General features: G+C 62.6%; 22 protein-coding genes. 4 read left to right on the top strand and 18 right to left on the bottom strand.

Going from position 1 to position 21280, the window contains the following annotated elements; all coding sequences use genetic code 11:
- The first annotated feature begins 230 nt into the window (after window positions 1-230).
- On the top strand, window positions 231-1091 hold the full coding sequence (locus BLQ92_RS29665) for a hydroxymethylpyrimidine/phosphomethylpyrimidine kinase (RefSeq protein ID WP_090690414.1): 861 nt from the start codon (window positions 231-233) through the stop codon (window positions 1089-1091).
- A gap of 111 nt (window positions 1092-1202) precedes the next feature.
- On the opposite strand, the gene groL is transcribed toward BLQ92_RS29665, so the two are convergent.
- From groL to BLQ92_RS29640, 5 genes are all read right to left on the bottom strand, one after another.
- Window positions 1203-2843, bottom strand: a complete 1641-nt coding sequence (groL, locus tag BLQ92_RS29660; RefSeq protein WP_090690410.1) for a chaperonin GroEL — start codon at window positions 2841-2843, stop codon at window positions 1203-1205.
- Window positions 2844-2896: 53 nt separating this feature from the next.
- Complete coding sequence (gene groES / locus BLQ92_RS29655; RefSeq protein ID WP_007178996.1) at window positions 2897-3187, bottom strand: co-chaperone GroES; 291 nt, start codon at window positions 3185-3187, stop codon at window positions 2897-2899.
- Between the two features lie 323 nt (window positions 3188-3510).
- The gene (locus BLQ92_RS29650; protein ID WP_090690406.1) at window positions 3511-4050 is read right to left on the bottom strand and encodes a cyclic nucleotide-binding domain-containing protein; all 540 of its coding nucleotides are present in this window, start codon (window positions 4048-4050) and stop codon (window positions 3511-3513) included.
- Entirely contained in the window at window positions 4050-4943 is an 894-nt protein-coding gene (locus tag BLQ92_RS29645; protein ID WP_090690402.1) for an SDR family oxidoreductase, read from the bottom strand. Before BLQ92_RS29645 ends, BLQ92_RS29650 begins: the two co-directional genes overlap by 1 nt.
- 47 nt (window positions 4944-4990) lie before the next feature.
- Window positions 4991-5734: an SDR family oxidoreductase gene (locus BLQ92_RS29640; RefSeq protein ID WP_090690398.1), complete on the bottom strand. Its 744-nt coding sequence runs from the start codon at window positions 5732-5734 to the stop codon at window positions 4991-4993.
- Between the two features lie 133 nt (window positions 5735-5867).
- Here BLQ92_RS29640 and BLQ92_RS29635 point away from each other — a divergent pair, with 133 nt between their 5' ends.
- Window positions 5868-6758 carry a LysR family transcriptional regulator gene (locus BLQ92_RS29635; protein ID WP_090690395.1) on the top strand — a complete coding sequence of 297 codons (891 nt, stop codon included), beginning with the start codon at window positions 5868-5870 and terminating at the stop codon, window positions 6756-6758.
- A 68-nt stretch (window positions 6759-6826) separates the two neighbouring features.
- On the opposite strand, the gene BLQ92_RS29630 is transcribed toward BLQ92_RS29635, so the two are convergent.
- Genes BLQ92_RS29630 through BLQ92_RS29590 form a run of 9 tightly spaced genes read right to left on the bottom strand, consistent with a single transcriptional unit; the run spans window position 6827 to window position 14643 of the window.
- Window positions 6827-7180: a RidA family protein gene (locus BLQ92_RS29630; protein WP_090690391.1), complete on the bottom strand. Its 354-nt coding sequence runs from the start codon at window positions 7178-7180 to the stop codon at window positions 6827-6829.
- Between the two features lie 31 nt (window positions 7181-7211).
- A complete protein-coding gene (locus BLQ92_RS29625; protein WP_090690388.1) occupies window positions 7212-7889 on the bottom strand; it encodes an NAD(P)/FAD-dependent oxidoreductase in 678 nt (225 codons plus the stop codon).
- Window positions 7886-9334 carry an FAD/NAD(P)-dependent oxidoreductase gene (locus BLQ92_RS29620; RefSeq protein ID WP_090690385.1) on the bottom strand — a complete coding sequence of 483 codons (1449 nt, stop codon included), beginning with the start codon at window positions 9332-9334 and terminating at the stop codon, window positions 7886-7888. The genes BLQ92_RS29625 and BLQ92_RS29620 overlap by 4 nt, the downstream gene beginning before the upstream one ends.
- Window positions 9324-9683 carry a (2Fe-2S)-binding protein gene (locus BLQ92_RS29615; RefSeq protein ID WP_090690381.1) on the bottom strand — a complete coding sequence of 120 codons (360 nt, stop codon included), beginning with the start codon at window positions 9681-9683 and terminating at the stop codon, window positions 9324-9326. The genes BLQ92_RS29620 and BLQ92_RS29615 overlap by 11 nt, the downstream gene beginning before the upstream one ends.
- Window positions 9673-10800 carry an NAD(P)/FAD-dependent oxidoreductase gene (locus tag BLQ92_RS29610; protein ID WP_090690640.1) on the bottom strand — a complete coding sequence of 376 codons (1128 nt, stop codon included), beginning with the start codon at window positions 10798-10800 and terminating at the stop codon, window positions 9673-9675. The genes BLQ92_RS29615 and BLQ92_RS29610 overlap by 11 nt, the downstream gene beginning before the upstream one ends.
- Before the next feature lie 8 nt (window positions 10801-10808).
- Window positions 10809-11603 carry an ABC transporter permease gene (locus BLQ92_RS29605; protein WP_090690378.1) on the bottom strand — a complete coding sequence of 265 codons (795 nt, stop codon included), beginning with the start codon at window positions 11601-11603 and terminating at the stop codon, window positions 10809-10811.
- 4 nt (window positions 11604-11607) lie between these two features.
- On the bottom strand, window positions 11608-12528 hold the full coding sequence (locus tag BLQ92_RS29600; protein ID WP_090690375.1) for an ABC transporter permease: 921 nt from the start codon (window positions 12526-12528) through the stop codon (window positions 11608-11610).
- Window positions 12521-13591: an ABC transporter ATP-binding protein gene (locus tag BLQ92_RS29595; protein ID WP_090690371.1), complete on the bottom strand. Its 1071-nt coding sequence runs from the start codon at window positions 13589-13591 to the stop codon at window positions 12521-12523. Before BLQ92_RS29595 ends, BLQ92_RS29600 begins: the two co-directional genes overlap by 8 nt.
- Window positions 13592-13602: 11 nt before the next feature.
- Entirely contained in the window at window positions 13603-14643 is a 1041-nt protein-coding gene (locus tag BLQ92_RS29590; protein WP_090690367.1) for an ABC transporter substrate-binding protein, read from the bottom strand.
- 192 nt (window positions 14644-14835) lie between these two features.
- On the opposite strand from BLQ92_RS29590, the gene BLQ92_RS29585 reads away from it, so the two are divergent.
- The gene (locus BLQ92_RS29585) at window positions 14836-15741 is read left to right on the top strand and encodes a LysR substrate-binding domain-containing protein (protein ID WP_090690362.1); all 906 of its coding nucleotides are present in this window, start codon (window positions 14836-14838) and stop codon (window positions 15739-15741) included.
- 21 nt (window positions 15742-15762) lie between these two features.
- Here BLQ92_RS29585 and BLQ92_RS29580 read toward each other — a convergent pair whose 3' ends face one another.
- The 4 genes from BLQ92_RS29580 to BLQ92_RS29565 all read right to left on the bottom strand — a co-directional run bounded on the left by BLQ92_RS29580 (window position 15763) and on the right by BLQ92_RS29565 (window position 20199).
- The gene (locus tag BLQ92_RS29580) at window positions 15763-17100 is read right to left on the bottom strand and encodes an NAD(P)/FAD-dependent oxidoreductase (RefSeq protein WP_090690358.1); all 1338 of its coding nucleotides are present in this window, start codon (window positions 17098-17100) and stop codon (window positions 15763-15765) included.
- 26 nt (window positions 17101-17126) lie between these two features.
- A complete protein-coding gene (locus BLQ92_RS29575) occupies window positions 17127-17933 on the bottom strand; it encodes an amino acid ABC transporter permease (RefSeq protein ID WP_244106381.1) in 807 nt (268 codons plus the stop codon).
- Between the two features lie 83 nt (window positions 17934-18016).
- Window positions 18017-18835 (bottom strand): substrate-binding periplasmic protein, encoded by an 819-nt coding sequence (locus tag BLQ92_RS29570; protein ID WP_090690354.1) that lies wholly within the window; start codon window positions 18833-18835, stop codon window positions 18017-18019.
- 38 nt (window positions 18836-18873) lie between these two features.
- Entirely contained in the window at window positions 18874-20199 is a 1326-nt protein-coding gene (locus BLQ92_RS29565; protein WP_090690351.1) for an NAD(P)/FAD-dependent oxidoreductase, read from the bottom strand.
- Between the two features lie 139 nt (window positions 20200-20338).
- Here BLQ92_RS29565 and BLQ92_RS29560 point away from each other — a divergent pair, with 139 nt between their 5' ends.
- Window positions 20339-21241 carry a LysR substrate-binding domain-containing protein gene (locus tag BLQ92_RS29560; RefSeq protein ID WP_090690347.1) on the top strand — a complete coding sequence of 301 codons (903 nt, stop codon included), beginning with the start codon at window positions 20339-20341 and terminating at the stop codon, window positions 21239-21241.
- The last annotated feature ends 39 nt before the right edge of the window (window positions 21242-21280 follow it).

The raw sequence follows: 21280 nt of genomic DNA, 5'->3' as shown, positions 1-21280 counted from the left end.
CGCCCCAATGCCTAGCAATCGAAAGTCGCCATGGTAGCGCGTTCGCGAGGCGCCGCATGCGACTCAGGACAAGGCGCCGCACAAGATACGGCACGATGCCCCCGTTCTGGGCATAAAGCCCCTTCGCGGATGCGAAAAAACGCCCCGGCCGCGCTTTAGGCCGCATAATTGAGCCGACTGCGCGCCCACAGTGCGCGCTTACATTCGCTCCTTTCCTGCCCACCATCTTCATGCCCAGCGACACTCCTCCGATCGTTCTCACCTTCGGCCTCTCCGATCCGACGGGCGCTTCCGGCCTGCAAGCCGACCTGATGACGCTAGCCAGCATGGGCTGCCACGGCGTCAGCGTGCTGACGGGCTACACTGTGCGCGATTCGGCGAGCTGCGACGAAGTCACCGGGCTGGACCCGGAAGTCGTCGCTACCCAGGCACGCATGCTGCTCGAAGATATGCCCATTGCCGCCTTCAAGGTGGGCGCCGCCACACGAGCGGAAGTGGTGAGCGCGATCGCCGAGGTCGTGGCCGACTACGACGACATCCCGCTGATTCTCGCCCCCGACTTCACGCTCGACGACGAGCACGTGCTTGCGGCGGACGAACTGCGCGAAGCGATTGCCGACCTGCTGGCGCCGCAGACCACCCTGCTGGTGGCCGATCACGCCACCCTGCTCGCGCTCGCCCAGCCGGACGGGGACGCCGAGGCGCCCAGCCTCGATGCCGCGATTTCGCATCTGCTGTCGCAAGGCTGCGAGTACATCCTGTCCACGGAAACCGGCACGCACCGCCTCGTCAATACGCTGTTCAGCGACGACGGCCAGTTGCGCCAGGATATGTGGGACCGCGGCCCGCACCGCATCATGGGCTTGACCGACACGCTCGGCGCGGCGATTGCCGCGTTGCTCGCGAATGGGCAGGATCCGGCCGAAGCCGTGCGCGAAGCGCAGGAGTATCTGTATCAGGCAATGCGCAGTGCATTTCGCCCTGGTATGGGTGCTTATTTGCCCGACCGGTTTTTCTGGGCGCGCAGCAGCGAAGAAGACACGCCGCTCGGCAGCGCCAAGGATGCGCCGCCCGGAGAAGCGCGGCATTGATAAACGCAAAAAACCCGCATCGCTGCGGGTTTTTTGTTTTGGAAAGCACGCCTTGCAGCGCGCTTCCCCATGCGTTTCGCCTGAAGCCTCGCGAGCGAGGCTCCCGCGAAATTACATGTCCATGCCCATGCCGCCCATGCCGCCGGGCATGCCGCCAGCCATCGGAGCATCTTCCTTCGGCAGTTCGCAAACCGCTGCGTCGGTCGTCAGCAGGAGACCTGCCACCGATGCTGCGTTTTGCAGTGCCGTGCGCGTGACCTTCGTCGGGTCCACGACACCAGCGTCAACCAGGTCGACGTACTCGCCGGTTGCTGCGTTGTAGCCGAAGTTGCCCTTGCCTGCTGCAACTGCTGCCACCACGACGCTGGCTTCTTCGCCGCCGTTCGTGACGATCTGGCGCAGCGGTTCTTCCATTGCGCGCAGAACGATCTTGATACCTGCGTCTTGATCGGCGTTAGCGCCCTTCAGACCAGCGATTGCCGTGCGAGCGCGGATCAGTGCAACACCGCCGCCAGCCACGATGCCTTCTTCCACTGCTGCGCGCGTTGCGTGCAGTGCGTCTTCGACACGTGCCTTCTTTTCCTTCATTTCGACTTCGGTCGCAGCGCCGACCTTGATCACTGCAACACCGCCAGCCAGCTTGGCCACGCGCTCTTGCAGTTTTTCACGGTCGTAGTCCGACGTAGCTTCTTCGATTTGCGTGCGAACTTGCTTCACACGTGCTTCGATGTTGGCAGCTTCGCCTGCGCCGTCGATGATCGTGGTGTTTTCCTTGCCCACTTCGATACGCTTCGCCTGGCCCAGTTCAGCCAGCGTTGCCTTTTCGAGCGTCAGGCCGGTTTCTTCAGCGATAACTTGACCGCCAGTCAGGATCGCGATGTCTTCCAGCATGGCCTTACGACGATCGCCGAAGCCCGGAGCCTTGACAGCAACCGTCTTCAGGATGCCGCGGATGTTGTTCACAACCAGCGTAGCCAGCGCTTCGCCTTCGACGTCTTCTGCGATGATCAGCAGCGGACGGCCAGCCTTGGCGACTTGTTCCAGGACCGGGAGGAGGTCACGAATGTTCGACACCTTCTTGTCGTGCAGCAGCACGAACGGGTTGTCGAGCACAGCAACTTGCTTGTCCGGGTTGTTGATGAAGTACGGCGACAGGTAGCCGCGGTCGAACTGCATGCCTTCAACCACGTCCAGCTCGTCTTGCAGCGACTTGCCGTCTTCAACCGTGATGACGCCTTCCTTGCCAACCTTGTCCATCGCTTCAGCGATACGGTCGCCGATCGACGAATCGCTGTTCGCCGAGATCGCGCCGACTTGAGCGATTTCCTTGTTGGTCGTGCAGGGCTTGCTGATCTTGCGCAGTTCTTCGATAGCGGCCGTCACAGCCTTGTCGATACCGCGCTTCAGGTCCATCGGGTTCATGCCCGATGCGACGTACTTCATGCCTTCGCGGACGATGGACTGAGCCAGAACCGTTGCGGTCGTGGTGCCGTCACCTGCGTTGTCGCTGGTCTTGGAAGCGACTTCCTTGACCATTTGTGCGCCCATGTTCTGGAGCTTGTCTTTCAGCTCGATTTCCTTCGCGACCGACACACCGTCCTTGGTGACCGTCGGGCCGCCGAAGCTGCGTTCCAGGACAACGTTGCGACCCTTCGGGCCCAGCGTGACCTTCACAGCGTTCGCGAGGATGTTCACGCCTTCAACCATCTTGGCACGGGCGGAATCACCGAATACGACGTCTTTAGCTGCCATCTTCTAACTCCTTGAATTCTTGGGATATAACCGGGTAAGTAGCGATTTTTCGCTTACTTCTGCACCACGGCCATGATGTCTTCTTCGCGCATCACGAGCAGTTCGTTGCCGTCGACCTTAACGGTCTGGCCTGCGTACTTGCCGAACAGGACGCGGTCACCAACCTTCACGTCGAGGGCGATTTGTGCGCCCTTGTCGTCACGCTTGCCCGGGCCGACTGCCAGAATTTCGCCTTGATCCGGCTTTTCTGCTGCGGCTTCGGGGATCACGATGCCCGACGCAGTCTTGGTTTCTTGATCCAGACGTTTGACGATCACGCGATCATGCAAAGGACGAAGGTTCATACATACTCCTCTCTTGATTGAGACTGAAGAACGCTGAGAAAACCCGGCTGGCAAAGCCAACCGGCGATGTTGTTAGCACTCTCGTGCAGCGAGTGCTAATTATATGGACGGGTGGTGACAAATTCAAGAAGGAAGGGGGGAGGAAATTTTTGCGGGGGTGTGGGGGGCTCGCGGGCGGCGGCTTCGGGGCCGAGCGAGCCGAATCGTCTGCGCAATCGCCTGACCAGGGTAATCCCTTAACACGCCCGGTTTTCGCTCACGACTCTGGATGGTCTGGGTCTGATTGTTATTGCGTGGATAAGTTCGATGCGCCTGCGGATCGCTTAATGATTCATCGTAGCCGTGGCGAACATCGCCCGGTAGTACGCCCGCCCTTGCTGCAAATGCCTGTCGAACGCGAAGCCGCGGGACAACATCTCGTCCATGTCTGCCCGCGTGATCTTCATCACATAGCCATGCTCGGTCACGACAAGCCGGCAATCGCCGTGTACCTCCGAAGCGCTGAACCATTTGCCCGGGTCAGCGTGACCAGACGGATAAACCTCGCCGTCACGTTCAACTTGCCAACGGCCATCAAGCAGAATCCAGAAGTCGCCGCCGTCCCGCTCGTGCTGCCCTGCTGACGCGCAATCCGCAACCACGGTGCCAGCCTGCGCCTCCCACTCGCGCGAGTGCTCAATCGTCCACTGCAACTGCTGCTTATCCAGACCCGTGAAAAACGGTGTCTTCCTGAGCAGGTACAAGTAAGTCGTCGATGCTTTCATGATGTTGCCCTCATCTCCAGCGTGGCCAGACTGGCCGCACCCGGCGGCCAGCATCAGCAACGCGAGCCAGGCGCTGCGAACCATGCGCCTGGCGTCCATCACGCGCTCACCTTAGCCGTGAGCAGATCGCCCATGCCGATCCGTTTCGCGAACTCGATCCGCACACGCTCCGAAACTTCCAACACTTCTTTCGCGCCGTCCCCAACAAAGTCGATCACCGAGCGCATCGGACGCAAGCCTTTGTCCAGCCCAACAATCCGTACCACCTCATCCGCGACGGCTTGAGGATCGGCGTGAGGTGGAGTGAGCTCAGTCAGACGGGCGCCGATCTGATCCATCACACCGTCGTAGCGGCTGTACTGTGCGGTCGTCGCGACGTCCGCAGGCTTGCCGGCACTCGGAAAGTGATCCGTGCCGCTCGTGAACGCACCTGGCACGACGATCGAAGTCTCCACACCGAAGCGCGCCAGTTCATACGACAAGGTCACCGCCAGCGAATCCATCGCGGCCTTGGCTGCACCATACGGGCCCATGAACGGAGGAAAACCGCCCTTGGTCGTCGTGCTGCTGATCCACAGTACAAGTCCGGACTCCTGAGCACGCATGTAGGGCAGCACCGCACGATTGACGCGCTGCGCGCCGAACAGATTGGTATCGAACACCTTCATCATTTCTTCAGGGGTGAACGCCTCCGACGGACCGACGACGAGGTGCCCCGCGTTCTGCATCACGACGTCGATACGGCCTTGTTCGCGAACGATCGTTGCAGTGGCGGCATCGGCCGATTCCTGCGAGAGGACATCCAGTTCCAGCGGATGCAGCTGGATGCCCTTTTCTTCGGCGAGCGCCCGCAGCGCGTCAGCGCGCGCCTTGTTGCGGCCTTCAACATCGCGCATCGTCGCGTACACGATATGCCCTGCTTCGGCTAGCGCCTGCGCGCTCAGCTTGCCAATACCCGTTCCTGCGCCTGTGACCAGAATGACTGATTTCATGATATTTCTCCGACTGTTTTCAGGTTCGTTCAAGAGAGTTTTCAGCTTCAGGCCACGCCGCCATTCGCACGCAGAATCTGGCCGTTGACCCAACCGGCGTCGGCGCTGGCGAGGAACGAGACCACCGCCGCGATGTCTTCCGGCTGGCCGAGGCGCTGCAACGGCGGCATGTTCGCGAAGGTCTTGATCTGCTCTTCCGTCTTGCCGTCGAGAAACAGCGAGGTCGCGACCGGGCCCGGCGCAACCGCGTTCACCGTGATATGACGGCCGCGCAATTCCTTCGCGAAGACATGCGTGAATGCCTCGACAGCGGCCTTGGTCGCGTTGTAGACCGCGTAGCCCGGCATGTTCAGCGCGAGCGTCGTGCTCGAGAAGTTCACGATGCGGCCGCCTTCGTTCATCCGCGCGGCGGCTTCGCGCAGCGTGTTGAAAGTGCCGCGCACATTGATGTTGAAGGTCTGGTCGTACAGCGCGTCGGACGTATCGGCGAGCGGCACGGTTTTCAGCACGCCGGCGTTGTTCACCAGCACGTCGATCTTGCCGAGTTGCTGTTCGGTCGCCTCGAACATCGCGCGGACTTCGGCGGCGTTCGCGACGTCTGCCTTCACAGCAATCGCCTTCGCGCCTTGCGCCGAGAGTTCGGCGACCAGCGCCTCGGCTTCCTTCGAACTCGACGCATAGTTGATGGCGACGGCAAATCCATCGCTGGCGAGGCGCCGCGCAACTTCTGCGCCGATCCCGCGTGATGCGCCCGTGACGATGGCAACCTGGCTGTTTTTGGTGATGGTCATGATGTGCTCCTTGTGGATGATTCAAGTGGTGAGTGGGTGAAACGAATACTCGACCATTCGAGGGCAAAGATAATTAGGATCAAACTGCTATCATCATTCCATTTACTTTAACAATAGGCGGGAGCGACCTGAGATGGACCGTTTCCAGGAGATGCAGGTGTTTATCCGGATCGCCGAGCGCGGCAGTTTTACCCGTGCGGCCGACGATCTGCAGATTCCCCGTGCCACGGTCACCAATCTGATGAAGCGGATGGAGGAGCGGCTCGGCGCGCGTCTACTGGAGCGCACCACGCGCACTGTCCGCCTGACGCATGACGGCGAGGCGTTCTATCGCCGCTGTGTGCGCCTCGTGGCCGATATGGAGGAAGCGGAGGGCTCGTTTCACAACGTCGCCCCGAAGGGACTGCTGCGCGTCAATGTGCAGGGGACGCTGGCGAAGCACTTTGTCGTGCCCGCCTTGCCGGATTTCGTCGCGCAGTATCCGGGCATCGAGCTTCACATCGGCGAGGATGACCGCCTCGTCGACCTGGTGCGTGAGGGCATCGATTGCGTGCTGCGGGCGGGGACACTGCAGGACTCGTCGATGGTCGGGCGGCGCGTCGCTTCCATGGCTCAGGTCACTGTGGCCAGTCCCGCCTATCTCGCGAAATTCGGCGAACCGGTAACGCTCCAGGCGCTCGAGGCCCATCAAGCGGTGAACTACATCTCGAGCGCCTCAGGACGGGCGTTGCCGATGGAATTCACAGTCGCCGGAGAAGTGGTCGAGATGCAGCTCCCGTCGATCGTCTCGGTCACCGGAGCGGATTTATACACGGGCGCCGCCGTGGCGGGTCTGGGCATGGTGCAGGTGCCCCGATACCGGGTGGCGAGTGAACTGTCTGCCGGAACCCTGAGGGTTGTGCTCGGCGATTTTCCGCCGCCGCCGATGCCCGTGTCGGTGCTGTATCCGCAAAACCGTCAGCTTTCGTCGCGGGTCAGAGTATTCGCGCAGTGGCTGCGCGATATCTTCGAAGCAGCGGGCTGAATGCGGGGAGATGCACCAGGTCACTGCGGCGGCCGTCACCTGGTGACTCGATCATGCCGCCAAACCCCTTACAGCGCGGCGGTGACGATCACTTCGACGCGAATCTCCGGCGCAGCCAACGCGGCTTCGCAAGTCGCACGCGCCGGCGTCGCGTCGCTAGGCACCCAGGCTTCCCATGCGGCATTCATCGGACCGAAGTCGCGAGCCATATCGGCCACCCAGATCTGCACGGACAACAGTCGGGTTTTATCCGTGCCTGCCGTTTTCAGATGCCCGTCCAGTTTGCTCAGGATCTCCTCGGTTTGCGCCTTCGCGTCGCCGTCGCGCGAGGTCGCCGTCAGGCCGGCAACGTATACGGTGCCGTTGTGGATCACGATGCGCGAGAGGCGTGGATTGGTTTCGAAACGTTGAATATCGCTCATTGCTGGTGTCTTTAAGGTGGGTGAAGAAACTCTACGGAGCCTGCTGTGCCTCGACTTGATTCCCCGCCTCTGCCGCTGCCGTTGCCGCGAAGCGTCCAATCCAGAATGCGTCGATATCGTGCGTGCTGCGGCCATCGCACACCAGCTCGGCCACCACGCTGCCGACAATCGGCCCAAGCTCGAACCCATGCGCGGAGAAGCCGAATGCGTGTACCAGCCCGTCATGGGTGGCGCTGCGGGAGATCACCGGAATGCCATCGGGCATGAAACCCTCGATACCGGCCCATGCGCGGTTGACTACCACATGCTGCGCCGCGAGCCGCAACGCCGTGACCGCGCGAAACGGCAATGCGTGGCCATCGCGCTCGGCCCATACGCCGCCCACCACGTGCCGCGCAAGACTCGGGACGAGCTCGCGCACGGTAGAGGCATCGACCATGACTTCGTGTGTGAAGCCGAGCGTTTGCAGATGCGCAACCCGTGCACGGCACGCCGCAAGTTCCGCCTCGCTCTCCGCCACTTTCAACTGGCCGGACGGGACGAAACCAGCGTCGTCGCCAATCAGTTCGGGTAACCGCCCGCATACGTCGCGCTCGAGCACGACCAGGCTGGCGCCGCGCCGTGCCAGATGCAGCGCACTCGACAAACCATGCAAGCCGCCGCCGATCACCACGACATCGGCCCCTGCGGCTCCGCTCGGGCTGTTCATCGTGCAGCGGCGTCGTGGGTTTCGGCGGACGTCTCGGCTGGCTGCGCCGCGCCCTGCAGCGCCGCTTCATGCGCGGCCGCGAGTTCGGCGAGCGTGACTGGCTTGATTGGCGGACGCACGCGGTAATACCCGACCTCGGCGGGCGACACGCCCCGCGCATCCGCGATCACCTCGGTCACGGTCAGTCCGCAAAGGCGGCCCTGACACGGGCCCATGCCGCAGCGGCCGAACGACTTCGCCTGATTCGGGCCGAGGCAGCCGAGCTTCACGAAGCTGCGCAACTGTCCTGCAGTCACTTCTTCGCAGCGGCAAATAGTGACCTCGTCCTCAGGAATACGATTGGCGTCCTTCGGCCGGTAAAGCGCATCGAGAAATGGGCGGATCTGCAGCGCCTCACGCAACGCCCGTGTGACCGGTGCGGCCAGCGAGTCACGTGTCGCGCGGCCGATGCGGCCGGCCCGATGCACGATCTCCAGTGCCGCGAGCCGCCCCTGTTCGGCAGCGGCCTGCGCACCGCCAATGCCGCGGCTGTCGCCCGCGACGTAAATGCCGGGCACATCGAGCTCGCCCCATGCGTCGGTGACGGGTACCCAGCACAATTGCGCATCGTCCCACTTATGTTGCGCGCGCAACGACCAGCTGATCTGCGTATTCGGCACGACGCCCTGATGCAGCAGCGCGACCTCCGCGGGAATGCGCTGCGCGTCGCCTTCGACAGTAAAGCGGACCGCGGCAAGCGCATCCGTGCCTTCGAGCGCGAGGTTCGTCGCGCCCTGATAAAACGGCACGCCGGCGCGTTTTAACGCGCGCATCAGCTTCAGCCCTTTCGCAAGCTGCCGCCACCCCTTCAGCGCGCTGCCCAGATGGGCGAGCGCACGGCGATAGTCGGCACTCGAGGTCGTATCGACGATGGCGCGGATCGGCACACCCGCGCGCAGATACTGCCAGCCGAGCAGATACAGCAGCGGCCCGCAGCCCGCCAGCACCACCGGCTGCGACGGCACGACTTCGGCGCTCTTCAGCAGAATTTGCGCAGCGCCGGCCGTCAGCACACCCGGCAGCGTCCAGCCCGGAATCGGAAACGGCCGCTCCATCGCACCACTGCACAGGATGATCGAGCCGGCTTGCAACGATTTCACCACGCCGTCCTGTACGTAATCGACGCTGTGCTCCGCGCTCACCTGCCATACCGCTGCGCCGCGTTCGTGTTTCGCACCGCTCGCGGCAAAGGCGCGTGCCAACTCGCTGCCCGCGGCATAATCAGGACCGAGAATGTCCAGGCGCCGCGCATTGGTCTGCGTGATGGCGCGATAGATTTGCCCGCCGGGGCCGGCCTGCTCGTCGAGCACGGTCACACTCAAACCACGTTGCGCCGCGACGGTTGCGGCGGCCATGCCGGCCGGTCCCGCTCCGACGATCACCAGGTCCACGTGATTAGCGTTCATCGCGCGCGCCTCCTGCCGACGTAACGAGGTCGTTCAATTCGCGCATGCCGAGTTGCGAACGAACCGCCATGCCTTCGGCGACCGGCACGAGACAGCTCTGCCGGTTCGCCACGCCGTCGATTTCGACCAGACATTCGAAGCACACGCCCATCATGCAATACGGTGCGCGTGCCGCGCCGCTCACCGGTGTCGTGCGAAAACGTTCGATCCCGGCCGCCAGCAAGGCCGCGGCGACGCTCACCCCTTGCGGTACCCGCAGCGCCTTTCCGTCGAACGAGATGTTGACGGTGCCGGTTGTGCCGTCTTTGGCCTCCCGGGGCAGCACTTTGAAAAGACTGTCAGTGGCCATGTGTGAATACCTTGTCGGTCTGCAAAAAGCGCTCGCCGGAGAAATGCTCGATGCCGGCAGGCGCGAGGTCTTTCGCGATCCACGGCGCAACGCGCAATGCATGCGCGGCCGCGAGCGTGACGCCGCTATGGCAGGTCACGACGTACGCACCGGGACAAGTGGATGACTGTTGATAGATCGGAAAGCCATCGGGGCTGAGCACGCGCAATGCTCCCCATGCGCGCACCAGCTTCACTTCGCCCAGCGCGGGGAAACTGCGCACGCCGCGCCATGCGATGTGGCTCACGACATCGGTGGTCACACCATCGTTGAAGCCGACGTCTTCCATCGAATCGCCGATCTGCACAGTTCCTTCGTCGGTTTGCCGCACATAGGTGGTGGGAAAATCGAGGAAATGCGCGACCCGCTCGGCGATCAGCACCTGCCCGCGGTTCGGTGCGACCGGCGCATGAATGCCTACCTGCTGAGCCAGCGCCCGATTGCCGAGTCCCGCGGCCAGCACCACCCGTCCCGCGTGAAAACGCTGTCCGCCCGCTTCGACGACAAAGCCGCTGCCATCGCGCTCGATACGCTGCGCCCGCACACCCGAGGTCATCTGCACGCCTCGCTTGCTGCATGCGGTATGCAGCGCGCGCAGCAACTTGAGCGGATTGACGTGACCGTCCATCGGCGAATAGCTCGCGCCGACCACCTGCGGACCCACGGCCGGCAAACGGCGTTTCAATTCGGCGTGACCGATCATCTCGAACGGATAGTCGCCGTCCAGATCGTCGCGAATCGCCTGCAGACGGGCCGCGCGTTCCTGCCACTCCGTGTCGCTGAAACAGAAATGGAAGCCGCCGGGTTGCTGCAGTTGCACGTCGATATCGGTTTCGTTGAGCAGGGCTTCGCGCAAGATCGGCCAGCGCGTCGCCGAGCCCCGCGTCCATGTCGCGTACGGCGACATGCCATAGCCCTTGCCCTGCACCCACACGAGGCCGAAATTGCCGCGTGAAGCCCGGAACGCGTCGTCGCCTTCGTCGAGTACGCCGACCTTCAGCCCTTCGCGGGCGAGTCCATAGGCGACGGCCGTACCGACCAGGCCGCCGCCAATCACCAGTACCTCGGAGGAGTTCATCATCTGTTTCAGTTTTTGCCGATCAGCACGCGATCGAGGCCGACAATGCGGTCCATCACCACCATCAGAATCCCGGTGCCGACGATCAGCACCGTCGACACCGAGGCGACCAGCGGATCGATAGTTTGCGCAATCTGGTTGTACATCGCCACCGGCAGCGTGGTGGTGCCGGGCGTCGCAACGAACACGGTCATTGTTAGTTCGTCGAAGCTCTGGATGAAGGCGAGCATCCAGCCGGCCGCGACACCGGGGAGGATCATCGGCAGAATCACGCGGCGAAAGGTGGTGAAGCGTTTCGCGCCGAGCGAGAGCGCCGCGCGTTCCGCGTCACGATCGAGGCCGGTGGCCGCCGCCAGCGTGAGACGCAGCGCGTAAGGAAAGATCACCGCCACGTGCGTGAGCGTCAGCAAAAAGAACGAGCCGGACATGCCCACCGTGGTGAAGAAGCGCAGGAACGCCACGCCGAGCACCACGTTCGGAATCATCAGCGGCGACAGGAAGAACGCCGACAACGCCCCACGCCCGGGGAAACGATAGCGCGTCAATGCCAACGCACTCGGCACCGCGAACAGCACTGCAACGCTTGCCGAGGCGAGGCCGAGACGCAGCGACAGCCAGAACGCGTCGATGATATCCGAGGCATCGGCGATCGCGCGAAACCAGCGCAGCGACAGACCCGTAGTGGGCATCGAAATGTAGCCCTTGTCGGTGAACGACACGGCGATCACCACCAGCAGCGGCGCGACGATAAAGAGCACGAAGAGCGTGTGATAACAGAGCGCGAGCCAGTTGTTTTTGCGCATGACGTCAGCCCTCGAAAACCGCGCGGAAGCGCCGCTCGATCCAGCGGTTGCAGCCGAGAATGATGACGACGTTCGCAATCAGCAACAACACCGCGATGGTCGCGCCGAGGGGCCAGTTCAGCGTGTTGAGGAACTCGTCGTAGGCTGCGGTGGCGGCAACTTTCAGGCGCCGGCCGCCCAGTAGCGCGGGCGTAGCGAACGCGGAGGCCGCCAGCGCGAACACGATGATCGAACCGGACAGCACGCCTGGCAGCAATTGCGGGAACACCACCCGGCGAAACACCGCGAATGGTTGCGCTCCCAACGAACGCGCGGCGTTTTCGACTTGCAGATCGAGCTTTTGCAGCGTGGCCCACACGGCGATCACCATGAACGGCACCAGCACGTGTGTGAGACCGATAATCACGCCGGTCATGGTGAACACCAGCTTGACCGGTTCGCTGGTGATGCCGAGCGCCTGCAGCGCCTCGTTAAGCAAGCCGTTATTGCCGAGCAGGATCGCCCAGCCCAGTGTGCGTACCACCACCGAAATCAACAGCGGCCCCAGGATCACAATCAGGAAGATCGAACGCCATGGGCTTTTCATCCGCGCGAGAATGATGGTCTCCGGCACGCCGAGCACCACGCACAGCAGCGTCACCGCCAGCGCCATGCCGCCTGTGCGCAGAAAAATCTCGTGGTAATAGCCGTCGCTCAATACCTCAACGTAGTTCGACAGCGTGAAAGTCGGCAACACGCCTTGGGTGCCGTCGAATGCGTGGAAGGACAGCACGGTCGTCAACAGCAACGGCACCAGCAGCAATCCGCAGAACAGCAACAATGCCGGGCCGGCGAGCAGCCATGGCGCGGCGTCGGCCCGACCGGCGTGCGAGCGCGGCGCGGCCTGTGCCGGCGCGGGGAGCGGGGAAGGCGAGGAATCAGCCATGGGTGGACTCCGCGAGGATGCGCACGGCGTCGTCGGACCAGTGCACGCCCACCGTTTCGCCTTCGCGCGGCGGCACGGTGCCGAGATTCGGCAGGCTCGCGCGCACCGTGCCGAGTGGCGTCTCGATCTGCAGCATCCAGTGGTTGCCGAGGAACAGACACGTCGTCACGCGGCCTTGCAGCGTCGCATCGGCGGTGGACGAATCGGTAAGCGCCACGCGTTCGGGCCGCACATAAAGCTGCACGTCGCCCTCGAAGCGGCGGCCGCCATGCGGCACCTTTATCACGTTGGCGCCGACCCGGACCACCGCGCAACGGTCGTTCATCTGCTCGACCGTACCGCGCAATGCATTCGTTTTGCCGAGAAAACCCGAAGCGAACACCGATTCCGGCTTCTCGTACGCATCGAACGGCGAGCCGGTCTGTACGATACGGCCGCCGTGCATGACTGCGATGCGATCGCTCATCGTCATCGCTTCCACCTGATCGTGGGTGACCAGGATCGTTGTAATACCGAGCTTCTTCTGGATCGCGCGCAGCTCCACGTGCATGTCTTCGCGCAGCTTCGCGTCGAGGTTCGACATCGGTTCGTCGAGCAACAGCACTTGCGGCTGAATCGCCAGCGCGCGGGCAATCGCGACGCGCTGGCGCTGTCCGCCGGACAGCTCACGCGGGTAGCGCTTGTCGAGGCCGGTGAGCCGCACCATCTCGAGCACTTCGGCAATGCGCGTGGCGCGTTCGCCGCGCGTCACGTTGCGCATGTCCAGACCAAAGCCGACGTTGTTGCCGACCGTCATATGCGGAAACAGCGCGTAGCTCTGGAACACGATGCCCATGCCGCGCTTTTCCGGCCGCTCACGCGTAATATCGGCGCCGTTCAGCAGAATCCGACCACGGGTGGGGTCGACAAAACCCGCGACCATCTGCAACGTCGTGGTCTTGCCGCAACCCGACGGGCCGAGCAACGAGACGAATTCGCCGCGTTCGATCAACAGATTGATACTGTCCACCGCATTGAAGTCGCCGTAGGCCTTGCCGAGGCCATCGAGAGTGAGGAAGCTCATGGTGTCATGCCTTACCGTTCGACGGTGCGATTCCAGCGATTGGTCCAGTCGACGCGCTTCTCGTTGACGTAAGTCCAGTCGGTCTTCACCAGCTTGTCGATCTGCTCCGGCGTATAGGGCACGGTCGCAGCAACCTGAGGCGTGAGCTTGGTGTTCTTGTTGACCGGGCCCCAGCCTTGCCCTTCGGCGAGCCAGGCTTGCACCTGAGGGGTCAGCAGGAACTGGACGAACTGTTGCGAGAGTGCCGCGATGTCGCTGTGTACGACCGGGCATGCCGCAATGAACATCGCGGGGGCGCCTTCTTTCGGATAGACGAATTCAACCGGGAAGCCGGTGGCCTTCAGCGCCGCGACGCGGCCGCTGCCCCATACGGCAAGGGTAATGTCGCCGTCCTGGAACATCTCCGTCATCTTGCCCGGCGACGGTTCCCATGCCAGCACGTTCGGACCGACTTCCTTCACGAGCGCCGTCATACCCGGATCGATGTCGTGATCGCTGCCTTTGCGCAAGCGCGCATAGGTGAGCAGGGTCTGCAAGCCGTAGGTGTTATTGATCGGCGGAATCGCGATTTTCTGGTGCAGGCGTTTGTCGGTCAGCACTTCCCACGAGTCGGGCTTGGGCAGGCCGGCCTTCTTAAAGGCTTCCGTGTTGTAGACGAGGCCGGTTGCGACGACGCCCACCGACGTCGCATTCGCATTCATTCTGGCGATGTCGTAAAGGTCCTTGTAGACCGGTGCATCTTGCAGCTTGTCGCAGAAGCCGAATTGCGTGGCCTGATACATCGGGCCGTCGTCCAACAGCACGACGTCGAGTTCTTCCTTGGACTTTTGCGCCTGCAGCTTGGCGAGCGTATCGGTCGAATTGCCGGGCACGTAGACAATCTTGACGTCGTGATTGGCTTCGAACGCCGGGATGATCTTTTTCTGAAACAGATCCTGCGTGGAACCGCCGTATGAACCGAGATACAGCGTCGGCGTCGCCAGCGCGGGCACCGAGCAAGCGGCGATCAGGGCAGCGGTTGCACCTCGCGCCCACCTCAAACGTGTAGCCATCTTTTTCTCCTCAGCAGCGCCCGTAGCGCACCAACTCAATCAGGGAAAGCACCCAGTTATCGCTCCGCCGTGTCGCGAATACGCTACCCAGCCAGCAGTCAAGTCAGGTTATTGAGAAAAAAAAGCAGCGGGAAATCGAATTTTTTCTGTGTCGTATAACATTCATGTATACATTTTCGAGCGGCAGCCCTGATGAAGATCCGGCAGTTGGAAGCGTTCAATGCAGTCATGGTGTGCCGTACCGTCACGCGCGCAGCGGAAATGCTGCACGTGTCGCAGCCCGCCGTGACACGGCTCATAAGCGATCTGGAAGAGAGCGCCGGATTTGTGCTGTTCGATCGCGCGCACGGCCGTTTGCAGCCAACACCGGAGGCGTTCGCCTTGCATGAAGAGGTGCAGCGTTCGCTGGTCGGCGTGGAGCGAATCGAGCGCGCCGCGCTGGAGATTCGTGCGTCGCAGCGCGGCATGCTGCAAATCGCGAGTGCGCCGGCGCTCGCCCTATCGTTTCTGCCTCGCGCGATAGCTGAATTCAGCACGTTACACACCGGCGTGGAGATTTCGCTCGCCGCGCACGCCTCGCACGCCGTGCTCGACATGGTGGTCGAACATCGCTGCGACGTCGGCTTTGTGATTCTCGCGATCAGTACGCCGAGTGCCCACGGCGAACTATTGATGTCGACCCGCATGGTCTGCGCTCTGCCCGCAACCCATCCACTCGCTGCGAAAGCCACTCTGGTGCCTGAAGATTTACGCAACGAGCCGTTCGTGTCGCACTGGCGAGGCCTGCAATCGCGCTATCAGATCGACGCGCTGTTCGCCTCGCATGGTGTCGAGCGCAAGCTGATAGTGGAAACGCAGACGTCCGCGGCCATCTGTTCCTTTGTCGCAGCGGGGATGGGGGTCGCGATTATCGATCCGGTCGCGGCGCTCGAGTATCGCGGCACGGATATCGTGTTCCGGCGCTTCGAGCCGGCGATCGGCACGGACTTCTCCGTGCTGTTGCCGTCGCAACGGCCGCCATCGTTGCTGGTGAAGAAGTTTCTGGCACATGTCCGGGCGTTTGCACACGCCCAGTTGCCACAGGATGCGTTGCTCTAGTATCTCGGTGGAAGCATCGCCTTAGAAGCCCGCGTCGATGACGATTTTCGTGCCGTCGCTGAAACGGTTGAGTCGAAACGCGTGCGGATCGACCAGCGGCGTGTCGTTGGTCACCAGATCCGCCATCAGCTTTCCAGCCGCCGGGCCGATGCCGAATCCGTGCCCCGAAAAGCCCGTGCCGATAAAGAGACCCGGTACGGTATCGACAGCGGAGATCACCGGAATCGCGTCTGGCGTCACATCCATGTAGCCTGCCCAGCGCTGCGCAATTCGCGCGTGCGCCAGATGTGGGAAGACCTTGATGAACTCGCGCAAGCCGGCGTCGGTGTACTGGGTGATCGGTTCGGGATCGAGCGTGCGCACCTGTTCGAAGGCGGTGGCTCGATCGAGCGCCCAGTGACGCGGACGGCGCAACTCATCGAAGAAGCGCGCTCCGATGCCGACACGCAGAGAACCCAACTGGCTTTTCAGCGCTTCGATGTATTTGAAGAACAGGCGAAATGAATCAGGCGTGAGATCGCTGTAGGTACGAAAGCCGAACGCTACCGTGTAGCCGCCGTCGGCACGCTTGCGAAACGCGAATTTCTTGTTGCTCGCGCTAACGGTCGGGCCGCCGTCGAGCGGCTCAGTGCGCAACACCGAAGCCTTGACCAGCAGTTGCGGCACGTCGACATCCAGGTTGCCGCAAAAGAGCCGCGACCAGGCTCCGCCCGCGACGACGGCACTATTGCAGCGAATCGTACCGTGCTCGGTAACGACCGCGCTGACGCGCCCCGCGCTCGTTTCGATGCCGCGTGCAGCACATGGCGTCAGAATCTTGACGCCGCGTTTGCGCAACGCATTGGCGATCGCCGGCGCCGCTTTTTGCGGCTCAGCGCGGCCGTCGCCCGCTGTGTAGAGTCCGCCTTTGAACGCTTTCGCCGCACCGGGCAGCAGCTCGGCAACGGATCGCCCGTCGATCTCGCGCGTGTCGAACGCGTCGCCCGCCAGGTTGCGCGCCTTCTCGAGCCAGACGCGATGATTGTTCATCATGCTGTCTTCGGCGGTCATGTAAAGGATGCCGCATTGATTGAAGCCGGTGTCGATACCCAACGCCGCGTCCATCTCCCGCCACAGCTTGAGGCTTTCGATGCTCAGCTGGAATTCGCGCATATCGCGGTGCGTGACGCGTACCCAGCCCCAGTTGCGGCTCGACTGCTCGCCCGCAATATGGCCTTTCTCGCAGAGCGCGACCCGCGCGCCTTTCTCGCTCAGATAAAGGGCGGTGCTCACGCCGATAATGCCACCGCCGATGACGACGACATCGACTTGCTCGGGCAAGGTGGTGTCGTCAGCGACAGTCTCTACTTTAGGTCCCATTATGTGTGGCGTCCTGCCTGTGAAGACTAGTTATGTTGATCGGCAATGCCGGTCCTGACCGAGGCGGCCGAATTGGACGAGACCTGTGCCCGGCGTTGCCGGCGCGCCCAACCCGCTTTGGAATCGCCGCGCGATGGATTCGCATGACGGTTGGTCCAGCGGTCAATGTGGTTGATCGCATGCGTAAGCGGCACGGTCAGGAGCAAATACACCACACCTGCCGCCACCAGCGGTGACAGGTTCGCAGTGTTGACCGAGGTGTTCTGGCCGATCGTGAACAGATCGCGTTGCGAGGTCAGAAGGCCGAGAAAATAGACCAGGCTCGAATCCTTGACGATCGAAATAAACTGGTTCGCAAGCGCCGGCAAGATGCGCCGCACGCCTTGCGGCACGATCACATGACGCATGCTGCTCCAGTACGTCATGCCGAGCGCCTGACAGGCGGACAGTTGCCCGCGTCCCACGCTTTGAATGCCGGAGCGGAAAATCTCCGCGATATACGCGGATGAAATCAGCCCAAGCGCGACAATTGCCAGCGGATAGGGATTGGGTCCGAAGATTGCCAGTCCCACAGGCGCGAGCCCTTGGCCGACCAGCAGGATCACGAGCGCTGCCGGCAGGCCGCGAAATACGTCGACGAACACCTGCGCGGGCAGCATCAACCAGCGCGTATGCGACACCGCCATCAAGGCAAGCACCATGCCCGCGACGATCCCCAGCACGGTCGAAAACACCGACAGCATCAGCGTGTTGACGAGGCCCGTGCACAGCAGCGACGGCAGCGACGAGATCAGCAACGGCCAGTCGAGAAAGTTCTGCAAGAAAGCATTCATGGTGCGCTCCTTGGTTGAGCGGCGGCGGATCAGGCCACCGGTCTTCGAGCGGTGAGCGGTGAGCGGCGAGCGGCCAGACTCGATCAGTTGCCGGACTTCATCGCGTAAGGCGGCAGGTTAGCGGGCTTAGGATAGCCCGGGTGGAACTGCAGGTACAGCTTGAGCCAGGTGCCGTCCGCGACCAGTTCGTCGATGGTCTTGTTCAGCGCTGCCTCGAGCTTCGTGTTGCCCTTGTGCACCGGGAAGCCGGCGGGCAGATTGACGGCGGAGATATCGAGCTTGTCCGCGATGTTCATTTGCGGATACTTGCCCTGCAAGCCTTCTGCGAGCGTTTTATCCACAAAGTAGCCGTCGATGTATTTCGAGCGCAGCGACAGGAAACCCGCGTTCAGGTTTGGAAAGCGCACGATCTGGGCACCCGGCAGGTAGCTGTCCGAATACGTGTCTTCGATGGTGCCCTGCACGACGCCGATCCGCTTGCCCTTCACCGATGACGGATCGCTCGTGATCGGGCTGTCCGGCAGCGTTGCGACGCTCAGCAGGCCGGTCAGATAGCCCTCCGAGAAATCGACCATCTTCAGACGCTCCTTCGTAATCGAAATCGAACCGGCGGCCAGATCGATCTGCTGGTTCGCCACGCTAGGCAGCAGTCCGCTGAAATCCTGCGCGCGGAACTCGGTGCTCAGGCCGAGCTTCGCCGCAATGGCGCGCAGCAATTCGACGTCGAAGCCCGTCATGTTGCCGTTGTCGATATACGAATATGGTTTGTTGTTCGCGTCCACACCGGCGACCAGCTTGCCGGGCGTCAGCGTGCCGACGTCATCGGCACGCGCGTTGCCTGCCAACGCGAGCGACAAGGGCACGACAACTGCAATGAGGCTGAGAAGATGGCGAAAACGCATGATGATGGGCTCCGTCGAAAAGACCTGCGATGAATACGTCAGGAAAGCGCGGCGCGCACGCGGCCGCTCCAGAGATCGTCGAATGTATAAAGCGCCGTGCCGACTGGCACGCTCAGACGGCTCGCCATGCCGGCCACACTGACCGGAAACGCGCCTTCGCCGAAGGCGCCCGGCATCGCATCGAGTCCGAGCATAGGCTTCACGACCCGCGCGCCCAGATAGCTCATCAGCGCCACGCCGTTGCCGTTGCAACCCAGCGCGTAATGAATGCCGTCCTGTGCGCCGATATGCGCGAGCTTGTCGCCCGTCATCGCGACATAACCCTTCCACGCGTGCGTGATGCGCACGTCGCGCAAGGCGGGCCACAGTTCGATCATCTTCGCGTGCAGCATCCTTGCCGCATCACGTTCGCTTACTTCGCGGATCGCCGGGCGCGAGCCGAACAGCATCCGCGTGCCGTCGGGCGACGGCCGCGTGTAGAACAGATTGCGCTTCGAATCGCTGATCATCCGCCGTCCCGGATTCAGCACGGCCATCAATCCGGGCGGCAGGGGTTCCGTCGCAATCTGGTAGCTCGCGACCGGCAGCACCCGCCGCGAGAAAAACGGCAGCAGACGTCCGGTGTAGCCGTTGGTCGCGACCAGCACATGCTTCGCTTCGATCTTGCCCCGCGTCGCATGAACCGTGAACCCCGCCGCGCCATTGCGCTCGATCCGTTCCACGCCCGCATGCGAATGCAAACTGGCGCCGCGCCGCCGGGCGAGTTCGCGCAGCGCCCGATGATATTTGGCTGTATGCAGCCCCCCGTATTCATCGACGAGAATCCCGCCGTAGTAGTAGTCGGAGCCGATTACCGCGTGCTGATCTGCGCGCGGCACGACACGCACCGTTACCCCGGTCTTGTCGTGCAACAGATCGCCCTGGCGGCGCAAACGCTCGAAGTGTCGCGGGGTGAAGGCGCCAAAGAAGCGGCCGGTGATCTGCAGATCGGCGTCAAGCGATTCGTCGGCAATCAGGCGTTTCAGATAGTCGAAGCTCGCCATCGATTCGCGCATCAGCCGTCCCAAACGTTCTGCCGGCACCCCACGGATCGCATTGGTCAGCGCGAGCTTCTGCCCGCTCGACACCATGCCGCCGCTGCGCGTGCTGCCACCGGCACCGATCTGCGCGGCATCGAGCACAGCGACACTCGCGCCGAGCCGCGCTGCTTCCGCCGCCGCCGACAAGCCGCAATAGCCGCTCCCGACGATCAGCACATCGACCTCGGAGGGCAACGCGTCACGAACCGTCTCGGGCGGCGCGGCGTCCCACCAGTACGGGGCCACGCGAAAATCGTCATGAAACAGCAAGGTATCGGAACGCATCGTGCACCGCCGGTGACAGGATGCAAGCCAGTCTAGGTTTTCGTCGCCCATCCGGTCAAATACCGCCAAAAACGCCTGCCATTCAATTTTGATATGGCAAGCTGAGGACCGGAGCAACCAAAGCCCCCGGGGCGAGCGGATGAATCAACGGCAAATCGAAGCGTTCAGGCTGGTCATGTTGCGCGGCTCGATGACCGCCGCCGCCGAGGAACTCGGCACGTCGCAACCGAGCGTCAGCCGCTTGATCGCGGAGCTGGAGGCGTCGACGGGACTGGCGCTATTCACCCGCAACGGCGGGCGAATTCAGGCCACCGACGCCGGCAGCGCGTTCTATCGTGAAGTGGACCGTAGTTTTGTGGGCCTCGAAAAACTCGCCCATTCCGCACGTGAAATCCGCCAGTTCGGCAGCGGCCGTCTGCGGCTCGTCGCGGCGCCGGTGCTGGCGTTGTCATTCGTGCCGATGGTGATCGAGCGTTTTCTTGCCGCGTATCCGCGCATTGCGATATCGCTGGAAATGCGCAGCGAAGGCACCATCCAGCGGTGGGCTTCGTCGGCGTATTGCGACATCGGCTTCGCCACGACGACACCCGATGCGTTCGGTGTGACGAGCGCGGAGTTATACCGCCTGCCCGGTGTATGTGCGCTGCCGGCCGGACACCGGCTGGTAGCGCACAAACGTATCCACGCACGCGACCTGCGCGGCGAAAGCCTGATCCTGCCGTCGTATGCGGACGACACGCGCTCGTCGCTGGATCGCGTATTGCGTCAGGCGGAAGTCAATCAGGTGCCGACGATCGAAACGCCTTACGGGGCGACCATTTGCGCAATCGTGTCGCGCGGCTTGGGGGTCGGCATCGTGAATCCGCTTGCGACCTTCGACGCCAATCCCACCAGGATCCAGTTCCGGCCGTTTTCCCCGGATATTGTGTTTCGTGGGTTCACAGTGTGTCCCCAGCGCCAACATACGACTCCTATCGTCGACAGTTTTCTGGAGATAGCAAACGACACGATGGCGCTGGAGGCAAAACGCTGGACGACATAGTGTGATTGCAGGAGGAGCACCAAGATCGCCGAACCCTTC

The sequence above is a fragment of the Paraburkholderia phenazinium genome, from assembly GCF_900100735.1.
In the GTDB taxonomy this organism is placed as follows: domain Bacteria; phylum Pseudomonadota; class Gammaproteobacteria; order Burkholderiales; family Burkholderiaceae; genus Paraburkholderia; species Paraburkholderia phenazinia.
This window is presented reverse-complemented; position numbering and strand designations above follow the sequence as displayed.